This window comes from Duganella sp. 3397, from assembly GCF_031456625.1.
GTDB classification, from domain to species: Bacteria; Pseudomonadota; Gammaproteobacteria; order Burkholderiales; family Burkholderiaceae_D; genus Rugamonas; species Rugamonas phyllosphaerae.
This window is the reverse complement of the sequence record NZ_JAVDVB010000001.1, coordinates 402,023-409,529: the sequence shown is the minus strand read 5'-3', so window position 1 is coordinate 409,529 and position 7,507 is coordinate 402,023. Positions and strand designations below refer to the sequence as shown.

4 protein-coding genes are annotated in these 7,507 nt (G+C 67.4%); 2 read left to right on the top strand and 2 right to left on the bottom strand.

From position 1 onward, the window contains the following. Positions 1 to 133 precede the first annotated feature (133 nt). Together gshA and J2X54_RS01765 are read left to right on the top strand one after the other, a co-directional pair. Complete coding sequence (gshA, locus tag J2X54_RS01770; RefSeq protein WP_310177083.1) at positions 134 to 1,735, top strand: glutamate--cysteine ligase; 1,602 nt, start codon at positions 134 to 136, stop codon at positions 1,733 to 1,735. A 19-nt stretch (positions 1,736 to 1,754) separates the two neighbouring features. Then, entirely contained in the window at positions 1,755 to 2,798 is a 1,044-nt protein-coding gene (locus J2X54_RS01765; RefSeq protein ID WP_070251100.1) for a histone deacetylase family protein, read from the top strand. A gap of 61 nt (positions 2,799 to 2,859) precedes the next feature. Here the strand turns inward: J2X54_RS01765 and J2X54_RS01760 are convergent, their stop codons facing one another. Beyond that, positions 2,860 to 5,346 (bottom strand): sulfite reductase flavoprotein subunit alpha, encoded by a 2,487-nt coding sequence (locus tag J2X54_RS01760; RefSeq protein ID WP_310177078.1) that lies wholly within the window; start codon positions 5,344 to 5,346, stop codon positions 2,860 to 2,862. Continuing rightward, entirely contained in the window at positions 5,343 to 7,442 is a 2,100-nt protein-coding gene (locus tag J2X54_RS01755; protein WP_310177076.1) for a TonB-dependent siderophore receptor, read from the bottom strand. The genes J2X54_RS01760 and J2X54_RS01755 overlap by 4 nt, the downstream gene beginning before the upstream one ends. Positions 7,443 to 7,507: the final 65 nt, after the last annotated feature.

Sequence of the window (7,507 nt, the reverse complement as noted above, 5' to 3'; positions counted from 1 at the left end):
CATCATTTCTATTACGCATTTTGTTAAAATGCTCTTCTTTTCCCGGGGTTTTCGGTGGCTTCGGCGGGTTTGGCCAATTTCGGTTACTCTCAGCACCCAAATAGCGCATCGCACTGCTTAAAAGGATTACAAATTGGCAACCCAACTGACACGACGCCTGGCCCTGCTGGCCGATGAAAAGCACCGCGCCGTGCTCGCTGGTGGTTTGCGCGGCATCGAGCGGGAAACCTTGCGCGTGGACAGCGCCGGCCAGCTGGCCCGAACGCGCCACCCGGTCGCCCTCGGCGCGGCCCTGACGCACCCGCAAATCACCACCGACTACGCTGAAACCCTGCTGGAATTCATCACCCCGGCCCAGTCCGACATCGGCACCACGATCGCCAGCCTCGACGGCATCCACCGCTACGCCTACAGCAAGCTCGGCGACGAACTGCTGTGGAGCCAGTCGATGCCGTGCGCGCTGCCGGCGGAAAAAGATATCGAGATCGCCTGGTATGGCACGTCCAACCTGGGCACGCTCAAGCACGTCTACCGGCGCGGCCTGGCGCTGCGCTATGGCAAGGCCATGCAATGCATCGCCGGCATCCACTACAACTACTCGCTCGACGAGCGGCTGTGGCGCGTGCTGGCCGAGAACGAACCGAACCCGAAGCAGCTGGGGGCGAAAGCCTACCAGTCGGAAGCCTACCTGGCGACGATCCGCAACTTCCGCCGCCACAGCTGGCTGCTGATGTACTTGTTCGGCGCCTCGCCGGCGCTGGCCGCCGGCTTCCTGCGCGGCCGCCCGCACCAGCTCGAACAACTGTCGGACGATACCCTGTACTTGCCGTACGCCACCAGCCTGCGCATGAGCGACCTCGGCTACCAGAACGACGCCCAGTCCGGCCTGCAGCCGCACGAGAACTGCCTCGACAGCTACGTGGCGGCCCTGACCCGGGCGGTCAACCAGCCTTACGCACCATATGCCGAGCTCGGTACCAAGCGCGACGGCGAATGGATACAGCTCTCCACCAACGTGCTGCAGATCGAAAACGAGTACTACGCCACCATCCGCCCCAAGCGCGTGATCCAGACCGGCGAGCGGCCGATCCAGGCGCTGTGCGCGCGCGGCGTGCAATACATCGAAGTGCGGTGCATGGATGTCGATCCGTTCGAACCGGTCGGCATCAGCGTGGCGGCCGGTCGCCTGCTCGACGCCTTCCTGCTGTTCTGCGCGCTGGACGACAGCCCCGCCATCACGCCGGAAGAAGGCGCGCGCCACACCGCCAATTTTGCCCGCACGGTCAAGGAAGGCCGCCGCCCCGGTTTGCTGCTCGACGGCGACAACGGCCCGGTCGCGCTGACGCAACTGGGTGCGGATCTGCTGGAACGCATCCGCCCGGCCGCCGAGCTGCTCGACAGCCTGCGTGGCGACACCGTCCACGCCGACACCCTGCGCGGGCAGGCGGCCAAGCTGGCCGACCCGTCGCTCACGCCGTCGGCGCAGGTGCTGCTGGCCTTGCGCCAGCACGGCAACTCGTTTGCCGCTTTTGGTCTCGCGCAAAGCGAAAAACACGCGGCGTACTTCCGCAGCGCGCCTCCGAGCGCCGCCGATGCCGCCGCGCTGGACCGGATGGCGGCCGAATCGCTGGCCGAGCAGGCCGCCATGGAAGCGGCGCCGCGCACCAGTTTCGACGACTACGTGGCCGCCTACCGCAACAGCAACCTGTGCCACTCCACCCCCACCTGCGACTGAACCGCCACGAGGCCTGCGCGTGCTAACTTTCTACAACGAGCTGCACGCCCAGCACCGCGGTCGCCACGAATTTTTCCGGGGCGCTTTGGTGCCATGCTTCGAAAAGCCGGAACGGGCCGACTCGGTGCTGGCCGAACTGGGCCGGCGCGGGCTGGGCCGCATCGTCACGCCGCAGGGCGTGCCGCTGATGTCGCTCGAACGCATCCACACCCCGCGCTACCTGCATTTCCTGCGCACCGCCTGGAGCGAGTGGATCGCGCTCGACCCGGCCAACGCCGGGCGCGACGCCTTGCCGTCGGTGTGGCCGGTGCGCTCGCTGCGCCACGACATCGAGCCCGACAATTTCACGGCCCGCATGGGCCTGTATTCGATGGACAGCGGCACGCCGCTCACGGCCGGCACCTGGACCGCCGCCAAGACCGGCGCCGACTGCGCCGTCAACGCCGCCCACGCGCTGCGCCTGGGCGAACGCGGCGCTTTTGTCTTGAGCCGCCCGCCCGGCCACCACGCCGGCAAGGATTTTTTCGGCGGCTACTGCTTCCTCAACAACGCTGCGCTGGCGGCGCAGCACATGCTCGATGACGGCGCGCGCAAGGTGGCCATCCTCGACATCGACTACCACCACGGCAACGGCACCCAGAGCATTTTCTACGACCGCAGCGACGTGCTGTTCATCTCGATCCACGCCGACCCGCGCAGCGACTACCCGTTCTACCTGGGCCACGCCGACGAACGCGGCGAAGGCGCCGGCCACGGTTTCAACATGAACCTGCCGCTGGCGCAGGGCAGCTCGGCGCACGCGTGGTTCGCGGCGCTGGAAACGGCCTGCATCCGCCTGGGCAGCTTTGGCGCCGATGCGCTGGTGGTGTCGCTGGGAGTCGATACGTTTGCGGGCGACCCGCTGTCGCACTTTGCGTTGCAGAGCGCGGATTACCTGAAGATCGGCGCCCGGCTCGCTTACCTGAATCTGCCCACCGCGTTCATTTTCGAAGGCGGCTATGCGGTCAAGGAACTGGGCGTGAACGTGGTCAACGTGCTCGAAGGGTTCGAGACGGCGCTGTGAACCCACCGCCCGATCCGTCATCCTCGCGCACGCGGGGATGACGGAATTTATGTCAATGGTGTCAATATACGTCGCGACGATATCGACCGGTTTCGATCAGGTCATCGAGCGCGGCCCGCCCGATCATCTCTTCCAGCGCCGCATCCACGCCAGCGGCCATGCCCTGCAAGCTGCCGCACACGTACAGCACCGCGCCGTCGGCGATCCAGTCGCGCAGCACGTCGGCGCGCACGCGCATGCGGTCCTGCACATATTCGCCGCCGGTCACGTCGCGCGAAAACACCAGGTCCAGTTCCGGTAACATGCCTGCCGCGCGCCAGCCGGCAATCTCCTGCGCACAGATGCTGTCGAAGTCGCGCTGGCGCTCGCCGAAAATCAGCCAGTTACGCCGTTCACCGGCCCGTACCCGCGCCCGCAGGTGCGAACGCAAGCCGGCCATGCCGGAGCCGTTGCCGATGTAAATCGATGGCCGCGCCTCGGTGTACATGTCGAACGCCGGATTGGCGATCAGCCGCACCCGCACTTCGTCGCCGACCTGCGCATCGTTGGTGAGCCAGCCTGACGCCAGGCCCAGTGCCGGACCGGAAGCGCTCTCGTAACGCACCTGGCGCACCAGCAACTGCAACCCGCCGTCGCCAGGCAGCGAGGCCAGTGAATAACGGCGCGGCGCAAGCGATATGACAGCGGGTGCCAGCGTTGCCTGCGTCCGTGGCGGCGCGGCGGGCACCGACGGTGTCTGCGCCGCCGGCGGTGCGTCGGCCGGCGTGTAATGGCCGGGCCAGATATCGGCCAGCGCGCCGGGGCGCCAGTCGGCAGCCGGGTCGCCGGACAAGGTAATCTCGTACAAACCATCGCCCACGCTGCCCGGGTTGAGCAGTGTGCGGCCGACGATGCGCCAGTTGGTGTAGTCGTTATCGGCCACGGCGGCCGACAGGGCCATTTCCGGGGCGCTGGCAGCGTCGCCGCCAATCAGTGCGTGCAGCGTGCCCGACCAGCGCGCCAGCGCGCCCGTATCGCCATTATCGACCTCGATAGTCGGATGCAGCGCCTGCGCGCCCATGGTGCGCAGGCGCGCGTCGAGCGCGTGGCCGAAGCCGCAGAACTGCGCGTAGTTGCGGTCGCCCAGCGCCAGCACCGCGTACTGCATGTGCTGCAGCTCTTCGGCCGCCGTGTGCAGCAGGCGGTTGAAGCGGCGTGCGGCGTCGGGCGGTTCGCCTTCGCCGAAACTGCTGGCCACGAATAGCGCACGGCGATACTTGACCAGCTGCGGCGGCGTGAGTTTTTCCAGCGAGTGCACGTGCACCGGCACGCCGGCCGCCTGCAAGGCGGCCGCGCTTTGCAGCGCCAGCCGTTCGGCCGAACCGGTCTGGCTGGCGTAGGCCAGCAGCACGGGGTCGGCATCCGCAGTCACCGCGCCGCTTGCGGCAAACTTCTTGCGCTCGGCCGCGGCGCTGCGTTTTTGTTTGCGCCGGTTCAGGTACAACATCCAGCCGGTAATCGCAAAGCCGGGCAAGGCCAGGCTGCAGAGGAACATCACGATCCGGCCCGGCATGCCGAAGAAGCTGCCCACGTGCAGCGCGTAGAACGACGCCTGCGCCTGGCCGCCCACCGTCATCTGCGCATACGGCTCGTTCTTGAGCATGGCGCCGGTCTGCTGGTTGATGGACATGCGGCCGCGCGCGCGTACGTGCGGCGCATCTTTCGCGGTCCACACGATTTGCAGCGGCGCGGTGGCGCGCTCGGGGATGCGCAGGAACGCCATGCGCCAGTTGGGCGCGGCGCCTTCAAAGGTGGCCCAGCTGGCGGCCAGGTCCACCGGTGGCGGCTTGACACCCTTGGGCAGCTTGGGGGCAGGCGCTTCGCGCACCACGCGCGAGACGCCGAGCCAGCCATCGACCGTGCTGCGCACCACGTCGAAACTCCAGTAAATGCCGGTGAGCGTGAAGATCACGTAGCCAAGCATCACCCAGGTGCCCACCACCGAGTGCAGGCCCCACAGGAACGAGCGGCCCTTGAGCCGGAAGTCGAGCTTGAGCCAGGCGCGCCAGTCGCCGACGCGGCGCGGCCAGCGCAGGTACAAGCCGCTCAGCGACAGTCCCAGCAAGCACAGGGCCAGGATGCCGAGCGCGATGCGGCCGGCGTCGCGCGGCAGCAGCAGGTGGCGGTGCAGCGAATCGACCCACTCGAACACTTCGTCGTAGTGCAGCGGCGGCAGCAAGGCGCCGGTGTACGGATTGAGGAAGATCGCTTCGCCGCGGGTTTCGCCCTTGGCGGGCGCCAGGCCCACGCGCGCGGTGCTGCCCGGCTCCGAATAAATGATGATGCTGGCGATGCGCGCCTCCGGGTGCAGCACCTTGGCGGCGGCAGCGATCTGCGGTGGCGTCAGTACTGGTGCATCCTGCACCGCGATGTTGCGCACGCCGGGGTTCAGAAAGTCCAGCAGCTCTTCGCGGAACGACAGGATCGAGCCGGTCAGTCCGATCAGGATCAGGATGGTGCCGGCGGTGATGCCGACAAACCAGTGCAGCTGGAACCAGAGCTTTTTCACAGGTCGACCTTCACGCCCAATTTGACCAGGCGCGGCATGCCGGAGCTGAGGCGCGTGCCGGCGCCGGCCCAGTACTGCTTGTCGCCGGCGTTTTCCACGTTGAGCTGGAAGCTGGTGCGCTGGCCCATCACGCGGGTGACGTAGCGCGCGCCGGCGCTGAACAGCGTCACGCCGCCCAGCATGGCCTGGTTGAGATCGTTGACCGGGCGCTCACCGGTGTAGTACGCGCCGCCGTTGACCGACAGGCCCGGCACCGCCGCCACGTCGTACGACAGGAAGGCGCTGCCGGTGCGGCGCGCGGCGTTCTCGGGCAGCTTGCCGTTGTAGGCGGCGCCGATGTCGCGGAACTCGGGATCGATGAACTGGGCCGAGGCCTGCCACGACAGCTGGCGCGTGAGCTTGCCCTGGGCGGACAGTTCCAGCCCTCTGAAATGCTGCTCGCCGTCAGCGGTGTAGACGTTGGCGGCGTTGGTGTAGTAGCCGGGGCGGTCGATGTCGAACACCGCCGCCTGCACCAGCATCCCGGCACCGCCAGGGACGCGCCAACGCGCGCCGATTTCCTGCTGGTGGCTGACGCCGGGCGCCAGCCGCTCGCTGGCATTGGCGGTGGTGAGCGGCGCGGTTTCGCCCTCTTCCAGCCCCTGCGAGCCGGAGACGTAGAACGACAGGTCGTCGGTGTACTTGTAGATCAGCGCGGCCATCGGCGTGGTCTTGCTCACGTCGTAGTGGGCGGCGCCCTGGTCGCTCTTGTACTTCACGCGGCGCACGCCGGCAATCGCCTGCCATTGCGGCGAGAACGTCAGGCGGTCGATCGCATACAGGCCGGTGTCGCGCGTATCGAGGCCCGCCGTGGTGGGCGTGGTCGGCTGCGCCGAGACGGTGTAGCTGGTCACCGGCACCGGGTTGTACAGGTTTTGTGCGGCGATGGTGTACGTGGACTGGTAGATCGGGTCTTGCCCCTTGTCGGTGCGGTTGGCGCCCAGCGTCACGTCGTGCTTGATGCTGCCGGTGTTGAACACGCCGGCCAGCTCGGCGCGCAGCATGGTCGAATCGACCACGCTGTGCTGCAAGTTGCCGGTGATGCGGCCGGCGCCGGAGGCGATCGCGGCGTTGTTGGTGAAGCGGAAGATCGGCAGGGCGCGGTCGCGCGCGGTTTCGGCGTGGCCGCCTTCGACCGTCAGCGCCCAGTTGTCGGCCAGCGCATAGTCGGCGCGCAGCAGCGCGTTTTTCGATTCGGTGCGGAAGGTGGCCCAGTCCGGGCCCACCAGGCGCTTGGGGTCCACCGTGGCCGGCAGCGTGATCACGCCGTTCACCGCCGTGGGCAGCTGGATGCCGACCTGCTCGGTCACGCGGCGGCGGTCGAATTCGAGGTCGGCGGCCAGGCGCAAACGCGCGTTCACGCGCCAGTCCAGCGCGGCCGAGACAAACGCGCGATTGCCGTTGCCGACGTCATCGAGATACGTGCCCAGGGTGCCGCCGGCGGCGTTGACGCGCACGCCCACTTGCTGGTTCTCGCCGAAGCGGCGGCCGACGTCGGCGCTGGCCACGGCCGTGCCGTTCTGGTCCACCGTCATGCCCACCGTGGTCACCGGCGTGGCGCCGGCGCGCTTGGTAACAAAATTGACCACGCCGGCCGGCGACGTGAAGCCGTAGTACAGCGCGGTGGCGCCCTTGAGCACTTCCACCCGCTCCTTGTCTTCCAGCGACACCTGGCCGAAGTTCATGATCGGCAGCGCGCCGTTCAAGCGATAATTGGTGCGGTTTTCCACCGCGATGCCACGGATGACCAGTTGGTCCCAGGTCTCGCCGCCGTTTTGCTGGCGCGTGACGCCGGCCGTGTTGCGCACCGCGTCGTACAGGCCGGCGGCGGCCTGCAAATCGAGCACCTCGCGCGTGATGACGTTGACGGTGGACGGCACGTCCATGATGTCGGCGCCACGGAAGCTGCCCGCTTCCACCGTGGCAGGCACGAAGCCGTCGGCGCGGGCGGCAGTTACCAGCACGGTTTGCAGGGCAGTATCCGCACCTTGCTGTGCCATGGCAGCAACAGGAAAAGCGGCGGAAAGGGCGAGGATCAGGCGGAGCGGCTGGTGCATGGAAGGCAGACAAAAAGGGGGATACCGACATTCTATAGGTAATAGGAATCATTATCAATTACGTC

Bases quoted from the DNA above. Each gene is read 5' to 3' on its own strand.
- J2X54_RS01755 (WP_310177076.1), bottom strand. From the start codon at position 7,442: ATGCACCAGCCGCTCCGCCTGATCCTCGCCCTTTCCGCCGCTTTTCCT.